Genomic DNA, 18,598 nt, shown 5'->3' with positions numbered 1-18,598 from the left:
ACTCAATAAATCTGCCAGAACAGCTAATTTTCAATTGACACATAAGTAGACAGGTTTGTGCTGATTACATTATATAATGCTGCTTTAATTCTTTAGGAAAGCCTGCTGATGCTGAATAAGCTTAAAAATGTATTTAAAAGCTCTAAAGCGAAAGAGGAAGAAGCTTATTTGCTGGAGCATGCGATCCAGTTTGATCCAGAGCAGGGCTATATTGTCGATGGTGTAATTCTGAATCAGGAGCTTTCCGAACGTTTGGAGTTTTATTCTAATCGACGCTTAAAGAAGTTTGATGATCTACAAGCACTTTACTATGCCGCCATGCTGATCAATGAAAAAATAGATTTGGAAATTGCTCAGCAGAAATTTGTTGCACGTTTAGGCAATACCGAAGAGAACCTTGTGCAGTTTAAGCGAATTGTCCAAAAGCTGAATGACTATTACCGTAACTTTATTCGAGAAAAATAGGGTTAACTATATATAGCTATTTATAGTGTGCTCATCTGCAATAATTTTAGTAATCGATTAAAAAGACTTTCACTTATTCTTGGTTGAGCAACGGTATAAAAATTTTCTTGGCTTTTAGCCTCATGATAAGATTGTAAGCAAGTGACTTATCTCTAAAAGCGATCTACATGTTCCAACAAGAAATTGCTCAACTTAATCTGTCTAAATTGAAAGCAGGTGACAAACGCTGGATCGGACAATTACAAGGTTCAGCTGCTGCACTATTATTTAAAGAAATCTCAAAACAACATCAACAACTATTTATATTGGTTGCTCGCAATAGTCAGCATTTGGCTCAATTAGAAAGTGAGCTGGAATTTTATGGCGTAAAACCGACTATTTTCCCGGATTGGGAAATCTTACCTTATGATCGCTTATCACCTCATCAAGATATTGTCTCAGAGCGTTTAGCAATTTTATCCAATATGCCGCGGCAAGGTGTATTGCTGGTTTCAGCTTCTACTTTGGCACAACGTGTTGCACCAACTTCGTGGGTACTTGGCGAGCATTTTGATATTCACGTCGGACAAAAATTTGATATTGAGAAGCAAAAACTGCGACTGATTCAGGCAGGCTATCATTTAGTCGATACAGTTTATGATCATGGTGAGTTTGCTGTTCGCGGCAGCATCATGGATATTTTTGCTTCAGGACAAAATGCACCAATACGAATTGACCTTTTCGATGATGAAATTGAAAGCCTGAAATTCTTTGATCCAGAAACGCAGCGTACGACACAAAACCTAGAAAAATTTAGTGTACTTCCTGCAAAAGAGTTCCCATTAAAAGAGGGGCGCTCTGTATTTAGAGATCGCTACGCAGAAAGTTTTCTAACCGCCAATCCGAAAAAGAATCCAATTTATCAAGATGTATTAGAAGGGATTGCTTCGCCAGGGATTGAGTTCTATTTGCCTTTGTTTTTTGAAAAAGCACTGATGCAAAGCCAAAGTACCTTGATGGCGTATTTACCAGGGAATGGCATTGTCATTACAGATAATGGACTGGATGAAGGGTTAGCAAACTTCTGGAAAGAAGTAATGCGTCGTTATGAAGACCGTCGCCATAATGTAGATCATCCAATTTTGCCGCCCGATGAGTTGTTCCTCGCGCCAAATTTAGTATTGGAACAGCTTAATAAGTTTGCCCGTGTGATTGCTTCATCCGAAGCAGCCGAAGAGCGTGCGGGTGCCATAAATCTAGATACCGAAATTCCTCCGCGTTTGGCGGTCGATCCTAAGCAAGAAAAGCCTTTTGCAGCTGTTAAAAAGTATTTGGATGAGGTCAATCATCCAGTATTGCTGGTTGCTGAAAGTGCAGGTCGACGCGAAACCTTAAAAGATGCTTTACGCCCATTTTTAGGTGATATTCCAAGCGTAGAAAGCTTTGCTGATTTCCAGCAGTCTTTGCAGGCTATTGCCATTACCAATGCACCACTTGACCGTGGCTTGGTTATCCGTGGTCAATTGAGTGTAATTTCAGAAAATCAGTTGTATGAACATCGTGTGGTGCAGCGACGTCGCAAACGCCAGCAGGAAGTTTCAGAAGAATTTCTTATTAAGAGTTTGACTGAACTGAGTATCGGTGCACCTGTGGTACATATTGATCACGGTGTTGGGCGCTATGCAGGATTAATCACGCTCAGTATTGATGATCAAGAGCATGAGTTTTTGCAATTGGACTATGCAGATGCAGCCAAAGTGTATGTCCCGGTAACAAATCTGCATTTGATCAGTCGCTACAGCGGTGGTGATCCAGATCTTGCGCCATTACACAAACTGGGTACCGATGCTTGGAATAAAGCTAAACGTAAAGCTTTGGAACAAATTCATGATGTCGCGGCGGAGTTGTTGCATATACAGGCACGACGCCAATCTAAACCCGGCATCAGTTTTGAATTGGATCATAGCTTATATATGGAGTTTGCCAGTGGCTTTGCTTATGAGGAAACGCTGGATCAAGCCAATGCGATTGAAGCGACTTTGCATGATATGCAATTGGCAAAACCTATGGATCGTCTAGTCTGTGGTGACGTAGGCTTTGGTAAAACTGAAGTGGCGATGCGTGCCGCTTTTGTTACCGTACAAAATAACAAGCAAGTAGCTGTCTTGGTGCCAACCACGTTATTGGCGCAACAGCATTATGAATCATTCAAAGACCGTTTTGCCGATTGGCCTGTTCGAATCGAAGTTTTATCACGCTTTGGTTCAAGTAAAGCCCATCTTAAAACCATCGAAGATTTGGCTGATGGAAAGGTCGACATCGTGGTGGGTACGCATAAGATTTTGCAAGAAAACGTGCAATTCAAAAATCTGGGTTTAATGATTGTAGATGAAGAACATCGTTTTGGTGTGCGCGACAAAGAGCGTATTAAGGCAATGCGTGCTGATGTAGATATGCTGACACTCACTGCGACGCCAATTCCACGCACTCTAAACATGGCATTTAGTGGTATGCGTGATCTTTCGATTATCGCGACACCGCCTGCACGTCGTTTAGCAGTGAAAACCTTTGTCCAAGAACATACAGCAGAGTCGGTTAAAGAGGCGATTCTACGTGAGTTACTACGTGGCGGACAGGTTTACTTCCTGCACAATGAAGTCGAAACCATTGAAAGAGCTGCTGAAAGTCTTCGTGAACTGGTGCCAGAAGCACGTGTCGCGGTTGCACATGGGCAAATGCGTGAACGTGAACTGGAACAGGTCATGCAGCAGTTCTACCATAAGGAATACAACGTCTTGGTATGTTCAACCATTATTGAAACTGGTATTGACGTACCAAACGCCAATACCATTTTAATTGAACGTGCGGATAAACTGGGTTTAGCACAACTGCATCAATTACGTGGACGTGTAGGACGTTCGCATCATCAAGCCTATGCTTATTTATTGGTGCCTTCACTAAAAGGGTTGAAAGGTGATGCAGAAAAACGACTCGATGCGATTCAGCGTGCTGCGACTTTAGGTGCAGGCTTTATGTTGGCAACCGAAGATTTAGAGATTCGCGGAGCAGGTGAATTGTTGGGTGAACAGCAAAGCGGTTCCATGCAAGCGATTGGTTATAGTTTGTATATGGAGATGCTTGAAAAAGCCACCAAAGCCATTCAAAAAGGCAAAACGCCAAACTTCGATGCACCACTGTCCTTAACGGCCGAAATTAACTTGCACATGCCAGCGTTAATTCCAGATGAATATTTGGGGGATGTGCATCAACGTTTGTTATTCTATAAACGTATCAGTAATACCGATACTCAAGAGAAGCTAGACAATATTCGCATGGAATTGATTGATCGTTTTGGTATTCCACCGCAACCAGTGAAGCAATTATTTGCAGTGCATCAGTTACGCCTGAAGGCAGAGATGTTGGGAATTATCAAAATTGATATTAATACCAATGGCGGCTATATCGAATTTTCACAAGATACGCCTGTGCAAGCCATGAGCATCATTAACATGATGCAAAAGCATCCGACCTTCTTCCGTATGGAAGGTGGGCAGCGTTTGAAAGTCATGGTCATGTTAGAAGATTTTCAAAAAAGAATACAATTTATCAATGATTTACTGGAAAATTTGATCAAAGAGTTGAATTAGGCCAGTAAAGTCACTTCTTTGGCTTGACTTTCCAAAAGTTAGATTGGAATGATAGCCAAAGAAGCAGTTGATTTATTTAGAAAAATTATTAAAGTGATAAATGTGATCGAGTTCAAGTCAAATAGTATTTTATTTGTAATGAAACACCTTTTAGAGAATACTCAGCTCTAGTTTGATGTGATAGTATTAACCATCATTCTAATTTTGCATCATTTATAAAGATATGTTTAGTTTGCATCCACAACTTGCTCAAGATACGTTTTTTGTAGGCGATTTTCCGCTTTCTACATGTCGTTTAATGAATGATATGCAGTTTCCTTGGCTCATTCTTATTCCACGTGTTCCAGGTGTGACTGAATTATATGAATTAAGTCAGGCAGATCAGGAACAGTTTTTACGTGAATCAAGTTGGTTGTCTAGCCAGTTGGCGCGTGTATTCCGTGCGGACAAAATGAATGTTGCTGCTCTAGGTAATATGGTACCTCAGTTACATTTTCATCATGTAGTTCGTTATCAAAACGATGTGGCATGGCCTAAACCAGTTTGGGGCACACCAGCAGTTCCATATACCAATGAAGTTCTAGCGCATATGCGTCAGACATTAATGCTTGCTTTACGTGGTCAAGGTGATATGCCATTTGACTGGCGCATGGATTAATCCCAGTAAATCATTTGTTTATGGATGAATTGTGATTAGATTCGGGTTCTGGAGTAGGTAGTGCTTTCATTAAGCAATTGGATAGATAGAGACCCTAAGCATTTTGAATATCTTCATCGAATGATGGGATATGCAATGCTATCTTTACTTTTAGTTGTTTATCACTACACATCGCCAGAAACCAAGTATCAGATTTATGTTCCAATATTATTGGCGAGTGTGGCATTAATTTTGCCAAAGCTCTCTGGTTGGTTGGAATTTAAGTTTGGTTATCACGCAAAGCGGAATACATTATTTGCAATAGATGTCATCGTCATTGCAGTAATGTTATCGGCAGTGCATTTGAGTCTTGTGCTGACCTTTACAGCAATATTTGCAATACTTTTTTCCTCAATCAACACCAAAGTTTCATTTTTCTCAGCCATGCTCACCTGTGTGTTTGGGGTTGCTGTTTTCTATTTCAGCAATATTTTCATTTTTGGTTTTGGTGAGTATTTTGAACATACCTCAGCAGAGCTGACGGTACTTTCTTTTTTGTGCTTAATTACCTATTTTGGTGTGGGCATTATTTATCAAAGTCGCCGAATCCGTTATATCCATTCCAAGCGCGAATATTATTATAATCAGATGAATCGCTATATGGAGTTTGCTAATCAGCTTAGTCGTTATGCGCCTTTGCAGCTTTGGCAGTCAATCATGAAGGGTGAGTCTGAAGCCAAGATTGAATATAAACGTAAAAAAATGACCGTTTTTTTCTCTGATATTCAGGGTTTTACTGAACTGTCTGAAACACTGATTCCTGATGATCTTGCTTATTTACTGAATGACTATTTAAGTCATATGACCGAAATTGCCAAACAATATGAAGGTACAGTTGATAAGTTCATGGGGGATGCTATCCTGATTTTCTTTGGTGATCCAAATACTCAGGGTGTAGAGCAAGATGCAAAAACCTGTGTAGAAATGGCGATGGTCATGCGCCAGCAAATGAAATTGTTACGTGAACGCTGGATTAAAATGGGTTATCCGCCTTTACATATTCGTATGGGAATCAGTACAGGGTATTGCCACGTTGGAAACTATGGCGCAGCACACCGAATGGCATATACCATCGTAGGGCGCGATGCGAATTTAGCAGCACGCTTACAAAGTGCGGCAGCGGTAGACGAAATTTTAATTTCTGACGACACCTATAATTTAATTAAAAGCGATTATTTGTGTGCACCAAAATCTCCAATTTATCTTAAAGGGATTCAAGGTCCTGTAAGAACTTGGCAGGTGATGGAGAAATATACGTCTCAGAAAACAGATTATCAGCGTTGGTTTGATTACGAATACAAAGGTTTTCATCTATTGTTAAATCTGGATGAAGTGCAAAACTTTGAATATCCAGAACTCATTACTGTACTAGACAAGATGATTAAGCGGATTCAAACCCAGCAGAAATTAACTAACTCACAGGGTATTGTAAAGCTTAAACTGGAAGATGAAGTTATTCAGTCTGTTGAAAATACCCATACGCATTAAATTGGATAATACAAAAACTGATGGTTAATCGCTGAGCTAATTTTAGTTGTAAAAAAACCACGCCATTGCGTGGTTTTTTATAGTCTCTGCTTAGTGGCTTTCTGAAGCATGGTTGATGGTGTATTTCGGAATCTCGATTTCAAGATCTTCATCTACAATTGCAACTTGGCATGAAAGGCGTGAGTCAGGTTCTAGACCCCAAGCACGATCTAACAAATCAGCTTCAACATCGTTCATTTCTTCAAGGCTGTCAAAACCTTTGCGTACGATCACGTGACAAGTTGTACATGCACATGACATATCACAAGCATGTTCAATTTTGATTTTGTTTTTCAATAAGCTTTCACATAAGTTTGCATTTTTCTCAACTTCAAACTCAGCACCTTCTGGGCAGAATTGCGCATGTGGAAGTACTTTAATACGTGGCATAATCTTTACCTTAATTAGTTTGAGTTTGACCAGTCTTCGAGTTTAGTGCCTTTTAATGCAGCATCAATATGTTGATTCATACGTAATGCAGCAAAATTATCACTGTGTATTTTAAGCTGTTCTACGGCTTGTTCAATAGCTTTCAGATCTTCACCTTGCAGTTGAGTCTCAAGATGAGCTTTGGCTGTATTCAGCTGATCCTGTTGCTCAGTGCTGAGAAGGTGAGTATCAATCTTCAAAGCTTGAACCAAAGCTTCGAGTTCGCGCTGCGCTTCTACTTTTGTTTCTTGTAGGTGACGAAGGTTTTTGTCTTCTTCAGCATATTTAAAACCATCAAGAAGCAGGCGTTCGGTATCTGATTCAGATAAACCATAAGATGGTTTAATGTCAATTTGCGCATGCACACCAGAAGTAGTTTCTTTGGCAGCAACAGTCAGCAAGCCATCTGCATCGACTTGGAACGTGACTTCAATACGTGCCTGACCAGCCGTCATTGGCGGAATGCCATGTAGGACAAAACGACCTAAGCTGCGACAATGTTCAACCAAATCACGTTCACCTTGAACCACATGAATCAGCATCGCTGTCTGACCATCTTGATAGGTGGTAAATTCTTGGCGGCGTGCTACAGGGATTGCGGTATTACGAGAAATCAGACGTTCAACCAAGCCCCCCATGGTTTCAAGACCAAGTGAAAGTGGTGTCACATCAAGAAGCAAAGAACCATCTTTGGAGTTGCCAATCAGTTGGTTCGCAGTAATCGATGCACCAATTGCAACAACTTCGTCTGGGTTGATGGTACACAATGGCTCTTGATTGAATACCGTTTGTACTGCCTTTTGTACCGCATACGAACGGGTAGAACCGCCAACCAACACCACATTTTGAATGTCATCAAGTTCGAGTTTTGCATCGCGCATGACACGTTTACAAACACTAATCGTTTTATCGAGTGCTACTTGGATAATAGATTCAAAAGTCGGGCGATCAAGTTGAATGGATTGATCAAGTAGTTTGAGTTCGACTTCAGTTTGATCTGTTAATGCTTCTTTTGCTTTACGTGCTGTAACAACAAAATGTGCATATTCTGCATCATTAAGATGTTCAATGTTGAGTTGTTTTTTTGCCCATTTTACAATGAGTCGATCAAGATCATCACCACCGAGTGCGGTATGACCACCTGTTGCAAGAACTTCGAATACGCCTTGCGAGAAACGAAGAATAGAAACGTCAAAAGTACCGCCACCTAAATCGTAAATGACATAGTTGCGATCAGTCTCTAAATTGGTTTCTTGGTCTAAGCCATAAGCCACGGCTGCTGCTGTTGGCTCATTCAATAAGCGAAGCACATTTAACCCCGCAAGTTGAGCGGCATCACGCGTTGCTTGGCGTTGAGCTTCATCAAAATATGCAGGTACAGTAATGACTGCGCCATTGACTGGATTTTTTAGACTTTCTTCAGCACGATCTTTTAGATGTTTTAAAATTTCTGCAGAGATTTCAACAGGCGTTTTACGACCTTGAGCTGTTTCAAATGCAGGCATTTGATGATCTTCACCCACAAGTGTGTAGGGGTGTTGGAATTTGATGTCAGCCTTGGAGCGTCCCATGAATCGTTTTACAGAAACAATCGTATTTTTAGGATCGGCTGTAATAAATGGTTTTGCATCATCACCATAGTGGGTCTGATTGCTGGTGTAATGAACGATAGAAGGAAGTAACACTCGACCTTGTTCATCGTTAAGAACTTTGGCTTTCCCTGAAAGCACAGTTGCGACTAAAGAGTGGGTTGTGCCTAAGTCAATTCCAATCGCGATACGGTGTTCATGAGGTGCACTTGATTGCCCCGGTTCTGCAATTTGCAAAAGTGCCATGCGTTACATCCTTTGAGCAGCAAAATTTAAAAAATTAGAAATCATCATCAAGATCGAAGCTGTCGTCATCTAGGAAACGATCTTCGGCCTTATCAATATCGAGCATGACTTTTTGGAAGAAACGTAATTTTCTTACGGTGTCACGTGCTTCAGACCAATCTTCGTCAGCATAATCAATCTTGAATTCACGAACTAAGCCATCAATCCATTGCGACACTTCTTTTTTGAGTGAAACAAGATCATCTGTTGAAGCTGCATCATCGAGTTGTTCGCGTATTTCGAGTGCAGATTGTAGAAACTCAAAATCACTAATCGACTGGTCTAAATGGTGATCTTGCTTTTTGAGTGCTAACAAGTACCCAGCACGGCTATCCACATGCGATAAAACTTTGAATGCTTGATTAATTTCACTGGACTTAATCAGTGCTTGGTCTTTATCTTCGGCTTTATCAGGGTGATATTGTTGCTGCAGTTTTAAAAATTCATTTTTTAAACTTGCTAAATCAATATCGAGCGCTACTGGAAGGTTAAACAACTCAAAATGATTCATGGAAGATGGGATCCGCAATTATTTCATGTAAATATATAGAATTAAAACAGTGTAAAGACACTGTTTTAATAGATGCAGGCAATGGGAGGATTAAACAGTGAAAGATTCACCGCAACCACATTCGCCTTTTTTGTTTGGGTTGTTAAACTCGAAGCCTTCATTCAAGCCATTTTTAACATAGTCCATTTCCATACCATCGAGATAGACTAAGCTTTTCGGGTCAACAAAGACTTTAACACCGAACTGTTCAAACATTTGGTCATGGGTATCAACTTCATCAACGAATTCGAGTACATATGCCAAGCCTGAACAGCCAGAAGTTTTCACACCAACGCGAATACCTTCACCCTTACCGCGATTCTTTAAGTAATTGCTGATATGAGTTGCAGCATTTTCAGTTAAATTGATCATGAAAACTCCGTTATTCCTTCACTAATCTTGAAACAATTAAGCTTTAGTTTGCTTGTTGCGATAGTCTTCAACAGCAGCTTTAATTGCATCTTCTGCAAGTACAGAGCAGTGAACTTTTACAGGTGGAAGTGCAAGTTCAGTTGCAATATCAATGTTTTTAATCGCTTGAGCTTGGTCTAAAGTTTTACCTTTTAACCACTCAGTTACTAAAGAGCTTGATGCAATTGCAGAACCGCAACCATAAGTTTTGAAGCGAGCTTCTTCAATTACACCTTCGTCGTTAACTTGGATCTGGAGGCGCATTACATCGCCACAAGCTGGCGCGCCAACCATACCAGTACCAACATTTTCAGCGTTTTTATCTAAAACACCTACATTACGAGGGTTTTCGTAATGATCAATTACTTTTTCACTATATGCCATGATGCTTCTCCAAACCTCGGGGTCAGCGTTAATATTAATATGGGGTTAAATTCGGTTTTATCAATGAGATCACTGGTCATGATCTCATTGAAAGAAAAGAATTAGTGTTCAGCCCATTCGACTGTAGAAAGGTCGATACCTTCTTTATACATATCCCAAAGCGGAGAAAGTTCACGTAACTTATCAACGGCAGCTCGGGTCACGCTTAACACATGATCAATATCTTCTTCAGTGGTGTATTTACCAAAGCTGAAACGGATTGAACTGTGTGCCAATTCGTCAGAAAGACCTAATGCACGAAGTACATAAGATGGTTCTAACGTTGCAGATGTACATGCAGAACCTGAAGATACAGCTGCATCTTTAAGCGACATCATTAATGATTCACCTTCAACAAAGTTGAAGCTGACATTCAGGTAGTTGGCAACGTTTTGAGTTGGGTGACCGTTAAGGAATACCTGCTCAAGATCTTGTAAACCGTTCCAAAGTTTGTCACGTAGTCCGCGTAAGCGAGTTTGTTCAGCAACCAGGTTTTTGCCTGCAAGTTCAAATGCTTCACCCATACCTACGATTTGATGCGTTGGTAAAGTGCCAGAACGCATGCCACGCTCATGACCACCACCGTGCATTTGTGCTTTTAAGCGCACACGTGGGCTACGACGTACAAACAACGCGCCAATGCCTTTAGGACCATAGATTTTGTGAGCAGAGAAACTCATTAAGTCTACTTTTAAAGTCGAAAGATCAATTTCAACTTTACCCGCAGCTTGCGCAGCATCTACATGGAAGAAAATTTTGTTTGCACGCGTGATTTCGCCAATTGCAGCAACATCAGTCACTGTACCAATTTCATTGTTTACCATCATGAGGGAAACAAGAATAGTGTCAGGACGAATGGCAGCTTGAACCATTTCAGGTGTGATTAAACCTGTTTGCGGTAAAGGCTCAAGGTAAGTAATTTCAAAACCTTCCGACTCTAATTCGCGGCAAGTATCTAAAATTGCTTTATGTTCGATTTTACTGGTGATGATATGCTTACCTTTAGAAGCATAAAATTGAGCTACACCTTTTAATGCTAGGTTGTCAGACTCAGTTGCACCAGAAGTCCACACGATTTCGCGCGGGTCTGCTTTAATTAAATTCGCAACTTGTTCGCGTGCGTATTCAACTTTCTCTTCAGCTTGCCAACCATATGCATGCGAGCGAGAAGCTGGGTTACCAAAAGTACCTTCGAAAGTTAAACATTCCATCATGCGTTCTGCAACTTGAGGGTCTACAGGGGTGGTTGCTGCATAATCAAGATAAATCGGACGTTTCATTTCAAATACTACCTGTAACCGATAAAAGGGCTGAATCAAATGATGCTGTGTTTTGACGAATGGCAACGGTTTGTACGTTGTCGCGAGCTACAAGATCAGCAAGAGTGATTTTAGCGAGATAATCGGCAATGTGGTGAGAGAGTTCTTGCCATAAATCATGAGTGAGACACATTGCACCATTTTGACAGTTGCCTTTATGGTCACAACGAGTTGCATCTACAGTTTCATTTACAGCTTCAATAATTTCTAACACAGTGATGTCTTCAGCATTGCGCGCAAGGTGATAACCACCATTCGCACCGCGAACACTAGAAACTAGACCATGACGTTTGAGCTTGGCAAAAAGTTGCTCAAGATACGCAACGGAAATAGTTTGGCGAGCTGCAATTTCGGCTAGTGTGATCGTTTGTTCAGTAGGCTGCAAAGCTAGATCAAGTAGAGCAGTCACCGCGTAGCGACCGCGAGTTGTTAAGCGCATGATTCGATACACATGTTTAGACTAGATGTGTAGATTCTATGAATCCTGACTAAAATAGTCAAGTTTTTTTAAGACCATTTATTTTGTTTTAATTAATAATAAAAATAGTGATTTATGAAAGCCAAACATTATACACAAATAAAGCAATAAGAAGTACTGTGGTTACAAAAAAGGCAGCATTAATGCGCTTTTGCTTTTGTTCTAGGCGGCGAATGCGATTTTTATATTGTTTTACCTCAACTTGAAGCGAATTAATTTTAGAGCGTTGTTGGTCAATCTTCTCTAAAAGCGGCGCGACACGTTTATTAGAAGAGGTGATGTTCTGCTCATCATCGGCAGGTTGTAAGAACCACTGTTTCCAATCGGCAAGGATTTTCGGAGCGCTAAATAGCAACACTAAATCACGCAATTCATCTTTTAGAACAATATCGCCATCGATACGCATGGTTTTAATGCTGCGTCGATTCGCAAATACGAAAATTTTGACCAAATCCATAAGTGTAGTTCTGACATCCAGATCTACAGGTTTTTCGGGGGCTTTGGTGTCAAATAATACGCCATGTTCATTAAACTGCACATAAAAGTCGAAATAGGGAACATAGCTATTAATTTTAATTGCAATTTTTTGTTCAATAAATTTTTTGGCTTGTAGTGCAACAACGGGATCGCGTTTAACAATAAAAGTAAAAATCGTTTCTAAAACAATCATGGATGTTGTCAGCAACAAATGTGTTTGATTTTGTCTTTGTTGCGAATCGCTCATAAAACCTAATCCTTGCGGTAAACAAACTGTCCTATCTCATTGTATGTGTTTGAGGACTGAAATAAATTGCGTATTAAACCTGCTTTGTAGAACAGTTTTGCAAATCGATCAAGTGTTAAGTTTGCTATTATGAGTTTATTTATACGGTTGTTGCATGAATGGGACAGAAAATAAGCTGGAGTAGCTCAAATGAATAAAACGACAAAAACAGAGCATAATGATGATGAATTGTCTGTGTTGGATGATGAGCAAAAGGTTCGTATCCGTCATCGATCAAAATCAGGGTTAGATTTTAGAAAATACACCAAGCAAATTTGGCTTGCAGGTTTGGGTGCTTTTTCGCGTGCGGAAGAAGAAGGTAATAAATTATTTGACTCTTTGGTTAAAGTAGGTGAAGAACTTGAATCAAAAACTACAGAAATTGCAGACCAAACGGTCGAAAAAGTTTCAGAAAAAGCCAAAGAGTCGGTCGTCGATACTAAAGACAAGGTGGAGAAGCTGATTGATCACAGTGTGCATCACTCTTTAAATCGCATTGGTCTGGTGACAGCAAAAGATATTCAACATTTGGAAAGCTTGATTTTACAACTACATAGTAAGGTGGATGCTTTGATCATAGAAAATGATCAACTGAAAGCAAAAATTGATAAAAAATGACAGTTTTCGGAACTTTGCTATTTTTTCCGCGTTAATTTGCGATTAAATTTGTAGAAAAGCTCAAGAGGAGTATTGCGTTCTCCCCTAAAGCATTGCTATAAAGGCGTTATGGTAATTTAAACTATATCCTTGAACCTTAAATAAACGATATTAGAGGACTTCATCTTCATGAATAAATCAGAATTAATTGATGCAATTGCAGAAAAAGGGGGATTGTCTAAGACTGACGCAGGTAAAGCCTTAGACGCGACAATTGCTTCAATCACTGAAGCGCTTAAATCAGGTGATACAGTTACACTTGTTGGCTTCGGTACTTTCAATGTGAAAGAACGTGCTGCTCGTACTGGTCGTAACCCACAAACTGGTGCGACTCTTGAAATTAAAGCAAGCAAAGTTCCTAGCTTTAAAGCAGGTAAAGGTTTAAAAGATTCTGTAGCTTAATCTTTTAATGATTTACCAAACGCGCCTTTTCGGCGCGTTTTTTATTAATAATGCTGATTTGATGTCTATACGCATTCATTCATATCAGCTTTTCGGGTAAAATGCGGCACAAATAAAATATTGGAATACTTATGGAATCTTTTCGTAAAGTTATTAAGGGCTGGTTGGGCAAAGTTTTGCTCATTTTGTTTTTGACCCCTTTAGCACTTGTAGGTATTGAAGGATATTTTAGTAGTGGTAAATCAAAAGATGCTGCCAAGACAGTAAACGGGCAAGAAATCAGCAATAAAGAACTGGATAATGCGACTAAATCTTATAGCCAGCAATATTTATCTTATGTGAATGGTGATGAAACATTATTGAATCAATCGTTCATTAAGGAAAAGGCTTTAGAGTCGCTCATTGCTCGTAACTTATTATTACAACAAGCAGAAAAGTTGGGTATTTCATTGAGCGATGCTCAAATTGAGCAAATGATTGCACAACAACCGAGCTTGCAAGAAAATGGTAAATTTTCTGAAGCGCTTTATGCGAATTATTTAAAATCGGTGGGTTTAACCAGCCAGGCTTTAATTGAAAACTTACGCCAAGATCATGCATTAAAAATGATGACATCCACGTTCATGGATTATGCATTGGTCAGCAAAGTCGATATTCAGCAAATTGCCAATCTACAAACGGAACAGCGTACAATTCATTTGGCAAGTATTAAGTTGGATGATTATAAGAAAGGTATTCAGGTCAGCCAGCAAGAAATTACTGATTACTATAACAAGCACAAAAATCAATTTAGACAAGTTGCCAGCGTGGATGTTGATTTTGTGGTCCTTAGCCCATCCAATCTTCCTGCTGCAAATGTACAGATTTCAGATGCTGAATTACAACAGGCTTATGCTAAGTTTGTAGAAGCTGAAAAAGCAAAAGTTCAACCTCAGGTTAAACATATTTTGATTGCTACGGATTCGCGTTCAGATGCTGAAGCTAAGAAATTGGCTGATGAAGTGTCGGCAAAAATCAAAGCAGGTATGAGTTTTGCTGAAGCGGCGCAGAAATATTCAGATGATACTGCCTCTAAAGGTAATGGTGGTGTTATTGCAGCCTATGAAAAAGGCTTTTTTGGTAATGCATTCGACTCAGCTGTAGCGGCGTTAAAATCGGGTCAGATTTCTGTACCAGTAAAAACGCAATATGGTTATCACATCATTTCAGCAGAAGCGCCAGCAGTTAAATTGCCAGCTTTTGAGATGGAAAAGCCACGTCTTATTGCTGAAGTGCAAAAAGCTAAATCTGCGAATGCATTTTCAGATACTGTTAACAACTTGAATGAAATGGTTGTTGGTAGTGATGCATTGGATACAGTTGCACAGGAAGTGAAAGGTGTTCAGGTTCAATCTGTTAAAGGTTTAACGTTGGGCATGCAGCATCCTGTTTTAAGTGAAGCAAATGTTAAGGCTAAACTGTTTAATGAGGATGTGAAGAATGGTGATCGTAATGCTTCAAGCAACATTCAACTGGCAAATGGTGATGTAGTTTGGGTGAAAGTACGTGATTACCATGCTGCGGGTGAGCAATCTTTAGCAGAAGCCAATGCACGTGTGAAAGCAAAAATTATTGAAGTTAAAGCTGCGGCTGCGGCTAAAGCGAAAATTCAAAAAGCATTGGATGAGTTTAAGACTCAACCAGCGGCAACAGTTGTTGCTAAAAATCAATTAAGTTTTGAAGATGCGGGTGTATTTACACGTTCACAAGGTTTAAAACGTCAGATTGAGCGAGCAGCTTTCAGTGTTCCTGCACCTAAAGCAGGCATGTGGTCTGTTTCGACTGCGTCTTTACCAAATGAATTTGTTGTGGTTGCAATTTCGAATGTAAATAAAACTGCTGCAAATGCATTGACGCCTGAACAATTGACAGAGTTGACTAAACTTTATCAGCAACTTCGTGGTCAGCAAGAGCTTGATGACTATACGCAATACTTGAAAAGTCAGGCAAAAATCAAATAAATAATCGTTATAAAAAACCAGCCTAGGCTGGTTTTTTTATGCTTATAACATGATGAAATTATTCAGCGCGTAGAATAATTTCATAACCAGTGTATTTGCGAATGTTAATTACACCTGTATCAAGCAGTAAGTATTGACCTTTAATGCCTTGTAATTTACCGCGAATAGTGGGGGTCTTATCTAAGTTGTGTGACTTAATTTTTTCCGGATAATGCTCTACAGGATAAATAAACTCACGTGGTAGTTCATCTTCCAGTAGCTCAACCGTTTCATTGAATTCTAGGTTTTGACTAAACTCATCGCGAATGGTTTGAATTTTTGGCGCAAATTCTTCAATCAGCTGTTCGCGTACTTCTAGTAAATCTAAGGGTTCAGCTTCACCTTTTAGAAGTTTGCGCCAGTCGGTTTTATCTGCTACTTGAGTGCCAAACATGATTTCTAGTTGCCCTGAAAGACGTCGAGAACCCACTTTCATAATAGGCAGGGCTTGAGTTGCACCTTGATCTAACCATCGAGTCGGCATTTGACCTAGGCGAGTAATACCGACTTTTAAAGCACTGGAATTGGCTAAGTAAACAATGTGAGGCTGGAAGCAAACCTCATGTGCGAAACTATCTTCACGGCAAGTTCCGAGATGATAATGACAAGTTTCAGGTTTCATAATGCACATGTCGCAAGAAGCTTTGGTTTTAAAACATTTAAAACAATGCCCTTGTGAATAAGACTTGGGGGTTTTACTGCCGCAAGATACACAGTAGATGTTACCCGTCCATTCTAACTCGATTTCTTGACCTAGACTGAATGGAAGCTCAATTTCTGCGCGATCTAGGATAAATTTGTATTCAACATTTGCCTTGCGAGTCTGTTGATCAGTTACACTAAGGTCCTTGAGACCTGCATGCATTTTATGACAAATGCCTTGTAGTTCCATGAAAAGCTCACTCAAATAATAAGGATGCAGTTATGGCTGAACAGAATGTCATCACTTCTATGCTAGACGATTTATCTCAGGAACAGCCTATTCAAACTGCATTGTGTATTGGTCAAAATTTAGAACAATATGACCAGAATCAATCAATTCGTTGGACTTATTTTAACGTAACTGAGTTTTTAAGTCTGCCTTTTACGCAGCGATATGATTTGGGCTTTGTATTATTGGATAACCCTGAAATGCATAGCCTATCCGATGTAGTGAAATCACAGTTCTTGGTCAAGTTGCGTGATCTAATGGCCAAAAAACTGGTCGTGGTGACAGGTGAACAGGATGTAAAGCTGATGCGTGCACTGGGGTTCACTCAGCTGATTGAAAAAACAGAGCAGTGTGGTGGTTTGGCGATCTGGCAATTTAATATTTTGAACTATAAGCATGTACCAGATTGGTTTAATTCCAAATATTGGGCGAATCCTGAAAACTGGAACAAATTCCGCTGGTAATTATTTGATAGCCAAATAGTTTCTTTTGAGTGCTTTGTAGAATTCAATTTTTATAAGGCACTTATTTATTTTGCATATGAGCATTTTCATCTTTTATAATAAAGCGATTATTTTTGACTTTTGTCACTGATCTTCCTGATATTATGCCTCTACATCCTGATTCTTTCTCGTATCAGCCTTTTTCTATTTTTCTAGAATTCTTGCCGACCAAACATGTACAGCCTGTGCCATCACATATAGCAGGTTATCCTGTCATGATGACCATCGCTGATCGCGTACGAACTGATGATGATCCTGAACCATTAGCGATAGCACAGAATTATGCTGCCGAAATTCCTAAAATTTTGCATTTTTCGGGCAAAGGGCGGGATATCAAAGATTTCGACTGCTTTATTCAAGCAGCTCAAAATCAGGGGTATTCAAATGTTTTGTTGTTGACAGGGGATAAGTTAAAGCAGCATCAGAATGGTCAAGCTAATACAACACGTACACGCTATTTAGAATCAGTCAATGCTGTAATGCAGTCGAAAAAGCTGGCACCAGAAATAAAAGTGGGTGTGGCGCTTAATCCTTTTAAATATGCCCATGCTGAGCATGCTGCCCAATACTATAAATTAGATAAGAAAGTCCATGCAGGGGCTGATTATGTCATTACCCAGCTTGGATTTGATTTGGATGCTTTAAAGCAGGCTAAACAGTATTTAGCTGATCATCATATTGGTGTTGATCTGTATGCTTGTGTGATGCCCTTAACCTTGGCACGTGCAGAATTTATGCATAAGCATAAAGTTGCGGGCATTGTTTTAACACAACACCTGCTTGAATTGCTTAAGCAAGAACAAGAGTCAAATCTTACTCTTGCAGAACAAAATGTTTATGCACGCTGTGCCTTACAGATTTTGATTTGCCGTCATTGGGGTTATGCAGGTGTACATTTGTCTGCTTGTCATAAGATTGAGGAACAAAGAAAGCTAGAAGGTGCTTTAGAACGATTTAAAAATTTTAGTCTGGAACAGTGTTTACATGAATGGAAGATATTAAATTGCTTAATAACTGGGGATGAGCTGAAGCCTAAGGTCGAAGGATTTAAAAAATCAGTGTCCTCCGAACAACTATTGAAGTTTAAAACCATGCAGTTAATGCATGATTCAATGTTTGATTCCAAGATCGCACGAAATGTTGGACGTAAATTTTTTAATGCCAAGCTTTGGTCGGGCCATTTTGCAAATCAATTGCTGATTAAGTCTGAATATTTCTCTAAACATGGGGTAGTCGGCTGTGAGAGCTGTGGTCAGTGTCGCCTTGCAGATACATTGTATATTTGCCCAGAAACGTGTCCAAAAGGTTTAGCAAATGGTCCTTGTGGTGGTACCACGTTGGATCGGTGTGAATTTGGTGATCGCGAATGTATTCATTCAGTCAAAGCGCGTTTAGCGGAACAGACACGTCAAACTGGTATTTTAAAAGATCGTCTGATTGATACCGTGCCAATAGAATCACGTGGTACAAGCTCTTGGGTAAATTGGTTTAAGCCTAAATAAAA

18 protein-coding genes are annotated in these 18,598 nt (G+C 39.8%); 9 read left to right on the top strand and 9 right to left on the bottom strand.

The window, feature by feature from the left end; translation table 11 throughout:
- The first annotated feature begins 108 nt into the window (after positions 1 to 108).
- The 4 genes from GWK51_RS12310 (at position 109) to GWK51_RS12295 (ending at position 6,276) form a co-directional block, all read left to right on the top strand.
- On the top strand, positions 109 to 465 hold the full coding sequence (locus GWK51_RS12310) for a hypothetical protein (RefSeq protein ID WP_100241680.1): 357 nt from the start codon (positions 109 to 111) through the stop codon (positions 463 to 465).
- Positions 466 to 632: 167 nt separating this feature from the next.
- Positions 633 to 4,091, top strand: a complete 3,459-nt coding sequence (mfd, locus tag GWK51_RS12305; protein ID WP_161933939.1) for a transcription-repair coupling factor — start codon at positions 633 to 635, stop codon at positions 4,089 to 4,091.
- A gap of 223 nt (positions 4,092 to 4,314) precedes the next feature.
- Entirely contained in the window at positions 4,315 to 4,749 is a 435-nt protein-coding gene (locus GWK51_RS12300) for an HIT domain-containing protein (protein WP_142768650.1), read from the top strand.
- 120 nt (positions 4,750 to 4,869) lie between these two features.
- A complete protein-coding gene (locus tag GWK51_RS12295) occupies positions 4,870 to 6,276 on the top strand; it encodes an adenylate/guanylate cyclase domain-containing protein (protein WP_161933938.1) in 1,407 nt (468 codons plus the stop codon).
- Between the two features lie 90 nt (positions 6,277 to 6,366).
- Here GWK51_RS12295 and fdx read toward each other — a convergent pair whose 3' ends face one another.
- The 8 genes from fdx to GWK51_RS12255 form a co-directional block, all read right to left on the bottom strand.
- The gene (gene fdx, locus GWK51_RS12290; protein ID WP_100241676.1) at positions 6,367 to 6,705 is read right to left on the bottom strand and encodes an ISC system 2Fe-2S type ferredoxin; all 339 of its coding nucleotides are present in this window, start codon (positions 6,703 to 6,705) and stop codon (positions 6,367 to 6,369) included.
- A gap of 14 nt (positions 6,706 to 6,719) precedes the next feature.
- Positions 6,720 to 8,579: a Fe-S protein assembly chaperone HscA gene (gene hscA / locus GWK51_RS12285; protein WP_161933937.1), complete on the bottom strand. Its 1,860-nt coding sequence runs from the start codon at positions 8,577 to 8,579 to the stop codon at positions 6,720 to 6,722.
- Between the two features lie 34 nt (positions 8,580 to 8,613).
- Positions 8,614 to 9,129: a Fe-S protein assembly co-chaperone HscB gene (hscB, locus tag GWK51_RS12280; RefSeq protein ID WP_161933936.1), complete on the bottom strand. Its 516-nt coding sequence runs from the start codon at positions 9,127 to 9,129 to the stop codon at positions 8,614 to 8,616.
- Between the two features lie 90 nt (positions 9,130 to 9,219).
- Positions 9,220 to 9,540 carry an iron-sulfur cluster assembly protein IscA gene (gene iscA / locus GWK51_RS12275; protein WP_100241673.1) on the bottom strand — a complete coding sequence of 107 codons (321 nt, stop codon included), beginning with the start codon at positions 9,538 to 9,540 and terminating at the stop codon, positions 9,220 to 9,222.
- 36 nt (positions 9,541 to 9,576) lie between these two features.
- Positions 9,577 to 9,963, bottom strand: coding sequence for a Fe-S cluster assembly scaffold IscU (iscU, locus tag GWK51_RS12270; RefSeq protein ID WP_016166297.1), 387 nt, complete (start codon positions 9,961 to 9,963; stop codon positions 9,577 to 9,579).
- Between the two features lie 101 nt (positions 9,964 to 10,064).
- Positions 10,065 to 11,282, bottom strand: a complete 1,218-nt coding sequence (locus GWK51_RS12265) for an IscS subfamily cysteine desulfurase (protein WP_161933935.1) — start codon at positions 11,280 to 11,282, stop codon at positions 10,065 to 10,067.
- Position 11,283: 1 nt separating this feature from the next.
- Entirely contained in the window at positions 11,284 to 11,760 is a 477-nt protein-coding gene (locus GWK51_RS12260) for an Rrf2 family transcriptional regulator (protein WP_100241671.1), read from the bottom strand.
- Positions 11,761 to 11,872: 112 nt separating this feature from the next.
- Positions 11,873 to 12,523 carry a hypothetical protein gene (locus tag GWK51_RS12255; protein ID WP_161933934.1) on the bottom strand — a complete coding sequence of 217 codons (651 nt, stop codon included), beginning with the start codon at positions 12,521 to 12,523 and terminating at the stop codon, positions 11,873 to 11,875.
- A gap of 189 nt (positions 12,524 to 12,712) precedes the next feature.
- Here GWK51_RS12255 and GWK51_RS12250 point away from each other — a divergent pair, with 189 nt between their 5' ends.
- The 3 genes from GWK51_RS12250 to GWK51_RS12240 all read left to right on the top strand — a co-directional run bounded on the left by GWK51_RS12250 (position 12,713) and on the right by GWK51_RS12240 (position 15,621).
- Complete coding sequence (locus GWK51_RS12250; RefSeq protein WP_161933933.1) at positions 12,713 to 13,180, top strand: phasin family protein; 468 nt, start codon at positions 12,713 to 12,715, stop codon at positions 13,178 to 13,180.
- Between the two features lie 168 nt (positions 13,181 to 13,348).
- Complete coding sequence (locus GWK51_RS12245; RefSeq protein ID WP_004697018.1) at positions 13,349 to 13,621, top strand: HU family DNA-binding protein; 273 nt, start codon at positions 13,349 to 13,351, stop codon at positions 13,619 to 13,621.
- 131 nt (positions 13,622 to 13,752) lie between these two features.
- Positions 13,753 to 15,621 (top strand): SurA N-terminal domain-containing protein, encoded by a 1,869-nt coding sequence (locus GWK51_RS12240; RefSeq protein WP_161933932.1) that lies wholly within the window; start codon positions 13,753 to 13,755, stop codon positions 15,619 to 15,621.
- Between the two features lie 58 nt (positions 15,622 to 15,679).
- Here GWK51_RS12240 and GWK51_RS12235 read toward each other — a convergent pair whose 3' ends face one another.
- Entirely contained in the window at positions 15,680 to 16,552 is an 873-nt protein-coding gene (locus tag GWK51_RS12235; protein WP_161933931.1) for a DUF2797 domain-containing protein, read from the bottom strand.
- Positions 16,553 to 16,584: 32 nt separating this feature from the next.
- Here GWK51_RS12235 and GWK51_RS12230 point away from each other — a divergent pair, with 32 nt between their 5' ends.
- Both GWK51_RS12230 and GWK51_RS12225 read left to right on the top strand, forming a co-directional pair.
- Entirely contained in the window at positions 16,585 to 17,055 is a 471-nt protein-coding gene (locus GWK51_RS12230; RefSeq protein WP_161933930.1) for a DUF6231 family protein, read from the top strand.
- A gap of 143 nt (positions 17,056 to 17,198) precedes the next feature.
- The gene (locus GWK51_RS12225; protein ID WP_161934032.1) at positions 17,199 to 18,596 is read left to right on the top strand and encodes a methylenetetrahydrofolate reductase C-terminal domain-containing protein; all 1,398 of its coding nucleotides are present in this window, start codon (positions 17,199 to 17,201) and stop codon (positions 18,594 to 18,596) included.
- The last annotated feature ends 2 nt before the right edge of the window (positions 18,597 to 18,598 follow it).

Source organism: Acinetobacter kanungonis (genome assembly GCF_009939195.1).
Taxonomy (GTDB): Bacteria; Pseudomonadota; Gammaproteobacteria; order Pseudomonadales; family Moraxellaceae; genus Acinetobacter; species Acinetobacter kanungonis.
The sequence above is the reverse complement of the archived record's forward strand: the minus strand, read 5'-3'. Positions and strand labels throughout refer to the sequence as shown.

Bases quoted from the DNA above. Each gene is read 5' to 3' on its own strand.
- GWK51_RS12310 (WP_100241680.1), top strand. From the start codon at position 109: ATGCTGAATAAGCTTAAAAATGTATTTAAAAGCTCTAAAGCGAAAGAG.
- mfd (WP_161933939.1), top strand. From the start codon at position 633: ATGTTCCAACAAGAAATTGCTCAACTTAATCTGTCTAAATTGAAAGCA.
- GWK51_RS12300 (WP_142768650.1), top strand. From the start codon at position 4,315: ATGTTTAGTTTGCATCCACAACTTGCTCAAGATACGTTTTTTGTAGGC.
- GWK51_RS12295 (WP_161933938.1), top strand. From the start codon at position 4,870: ATGATGGGATATGCAATGCTATCTTTACTTTTAGTTGTTTATCACTAC.
- fdx (WP_100241676.1), bottom strand. From the start codon at position 6,705: ATGCCACGTATTAAAGTACTTCCACATGCGCAATTCTGCCCAGAAGGT.
- hscA (WP_161933937.1), bottom strand. From the start codon at position 8,579: ATGGCACTTTTGCAAATTGCAGAACCGGGGCAATCAAGTGCACCTCAT.
- hscB (WP_161933936.1), bottom strand. From the start codon at position 9,129: ATGAATCATTTTGAGTTGTTTAACCTTCCAGTAGCGCTCGATATTGAT.
- iscA (WP_100241673.1), bottom strand. From the start codon at position 9,540: ATGATCAATTTAACTGAAAATGCTGCAACTCATATCAGCAATTACTTA.
- iscU (WP_016166297.1), bottom strand. From the start codon at position 9,963: ATGGCATATAGTGAAAAAGTAATTGATCATTACGAAAACCCTCGTAAT.
- GWK51_RS12265 (WP_161933935.1), bottom strand. From the start codon at position 11,282: ATGAAACGTCCGATTTATCTTGATTATGCAGCAACCACCCCTGTAGAC.
- GWK51_RS12260 (WP_100241671.1), bottom strand. From the start codon at position 11,760: ATGCGCTTAACAACTCGCGGTCGCTACGCGGTGACTGCTCTACTTGAT.
- GWK51_RS12255 (WP_161933934.1), bottom strand. From the start codon at position 12,523: ATGAGCGATTCGCAACAAAGACAAAATCAAACACATTTGTTGCTGACA.
- GWK51_RS12250 (WP_161933933.1), top strand. From the start codon at position 12,713: ATGAATAAAACGACAAAAACAGAGCATAATGATGATGAATTGTCTGTG.
- GWK51_RS12245 (WP_004697018.1), top strand. From the start codon at position 13,349: ATGAATAAATCAGAATTAATTGATGCAATTGCAGAAAAAGGGGGATTG.
- GWK51_RS12240 (WP_161933932.1), top strand. From the start codon at position 13,753: ATGGAATCTTTTCGTAAAGTTATTAAGGGCTGGTTGGGCAAAGTTTTG.
- GWK51_RS12235 (WP_161933931.1), bottom strand. From the start codon at position 16,552: ATGGAACTACAAGGCATTTGTCATAAAATGCATGCAGGTCTCAAGGAC.
- GWK51_RS12230 (WP_161933930.1), top strand. From the start codon at position 16,585: ATGGCTGAACAGAATGTCATCACTTCTATGCTAGACGATTTATCTCAG.
- GWK51_RS12225 (WP_161934032.1), top strand. From the start codon at position 17,199: ATGCCTCTACATCCTGATTCTTTCTCGTATCAGCCTTTTTCTATTTTT.